Annotated in this window: 1 protein-coding gene and 2 pseudogenes; 2 read left to right on the top strand and 1 reads right to left on the bottom strand. The window is 67.9% G+C overall.

Going from position 1 to position 1,652, the window contains the following annotated elements; genetic code table 11:
• Positions 1–464 (bottom strand): annotated as a pseudogene (locus H926_RS0119970) (hypothetical protein); the annotation flags it as partial.
• 108 nt (positions 465–572) lie between these two features.
• On the opposite strand from H926_RS0119970, the gene H926_RS0119965 reads away from it, so the two are divergent.
• On the top strand, positions 573–1,244 hold the full coding sequence (locus H926_RS0119965; protein ID WP_022677858.1) for a response regulator transcription factor: 672 nt from the start codon (positions 573–575) through the stop codon (positions 1,242–1,244).
• A pseudogene (locus H926_RS35040) lies at positions 1,241–1,652 on the top strand (ATP-binding protein); the annotation flags it as partial. The gene H926_RS0119965 and the pseudogene H926_RS35040, both read left to right, overlap by 4 nt.

The raw sequence follows: 1,652 nt of genomic DNA, 5'->3' as shown, positions 1-1,652 counted from the left end.
GGCGGGGGCGGCGGCGCATCACGGCCGGGGCCACGCGGCGGAGGCGGCGGAGGCGGAGGCGGAGGCGGCGCACCGACTTGGGTTACGCCACCCTGTGGATCGACCAGGTACGAGGCGCGCAATTGGCCATTATCATACCGGCCCTGCACCATCAGCGCATTGCCAGAGCGGACCTGGCCCGCCCCATCGCGGCCGACATCGACCAGCAAACGGCCCGTGCCATCCTGCAGAACGAAACGATCACCATAGACCTCGGCGACCTTGCCCTTCACCGTGGTGATCCCGCTGCGCTGCGGCACCTGGGCAATCGCGGTTGGCACGGTCGGCGCCATTTCCACCGGCGGACGGGTATAGGCAACTGCCCCCGCCCCCGCGGCGCCGCCCAGGGCCAGCAACACGGCCACGCCGCTGGCCAGCTTCATACGGTGTGGGATGTGCCCAACCGGATTTTTCCAATCGACCATCTTTCAACTCCTTGGGTTGTCGATGGCCCCGTTCTATGCTGCCCCTTCCGACGCAGCCTGAAGCTGGCGTTTCATGTTCGGTTTAACCTGCGGCGGTATTGAGCGGCCATGCGCATCCTGCTTGTTGAAGACGATCCCGACCTGGGCGAGGCGATTGCCCGCAAGCTGCGCGGCGAGAACTGCGCAGTCGACCTGGTCGACAACGGCATCGACGCGCAGCACCTGGGCGAGACCGAACCCTATGATGCGGTGGTCCTCGATCTTGGCCTGCCTGGCAAAACCGGCGCGGCGGTGCTGGCGGAATGGCGCAAGGGCGCCAAGACCGTGCCCGTCCTCGTCCTGACCGCGCGCGAGGCCTGGGCCGACAAGGTCTCTGCCTACAAGGCCGGCGCCGACGACTATCTCACCAAGCCGTTCCGCATCGAGGAGCTGATGATGCGCCTGCGCGCCATCGTGCGGCGCGCGGCCGGGCATGCCAACCCGCAGATGGTCTGCGGCCCGCTGGTGTTCGAAAGCCAGACCGGCCAGTTCGAACTGGATGGCCTTCCGCTCAAGCTGACCGCGTTCGAATGGCGCGTGCTGTCGCAACTCATGATGCGGCGCGAAGCAGTGGTCGAGCGGCTCGACCTGATCGAGCGCATCTATGAAGGCGATGCCGATGTCGATTCCAATACGCTCGACGTGATCATCGGGCGTTTGCGGCGCAAGATCGGCGCCAGCCTGATCGAAACCGTGCGCGGTCGGGGCTATCGCCTGACGGCGAGCGGCATCGCGGCATGAAACCCAAGTCTTTGCGGGCCAGGATGCTGGCGCTGTCGGCGATCGCCGCCCTGGCCGCGCTCGTCATCGCGGCATGGTCGATCGCCGGCATCCTTACCCGTTTCGTAACCGAAGGCCTGGACCAGCGGCTCGACGCGCAGATCGCCGTGATGGCCAGTGCCGTGCGTGACGATGGCACGATCGACCGCGCCCGCATCGACAACCAGATCGGCGTCATGACGCTGCGCCCCGACTGGCGCTGGCGGATCATCGGGCCAGACGGCGAGATCGGCTCGGCCGATTTCCCCGCGCTCGATCCGGCACCTCTGGCCCCGCCCCACCCCCCGCTCTTGCCGCCGCCGCCCCCCGGTGCGCCCGCTCCGGCGGCGGAGGGCGTGCCCACGCCATTCGCCCCTGTCCCACGCGATG

Origin of the sequence: Novosphingobium sp. B-7 (genome assembly GCF_000410615.1) — a bacterium.
GTDB lineage: Bacteria > Pseudomonadota > Alphaproteobacteria > Sphingomonadales > Sphingomonadaceae > Novosphingobium > Novosphingobium capsulatum.
Note: the sequence above shows the minus strand (reverse complement) of the source record. Positions and strands in the feature narration are given on the sequence as shown.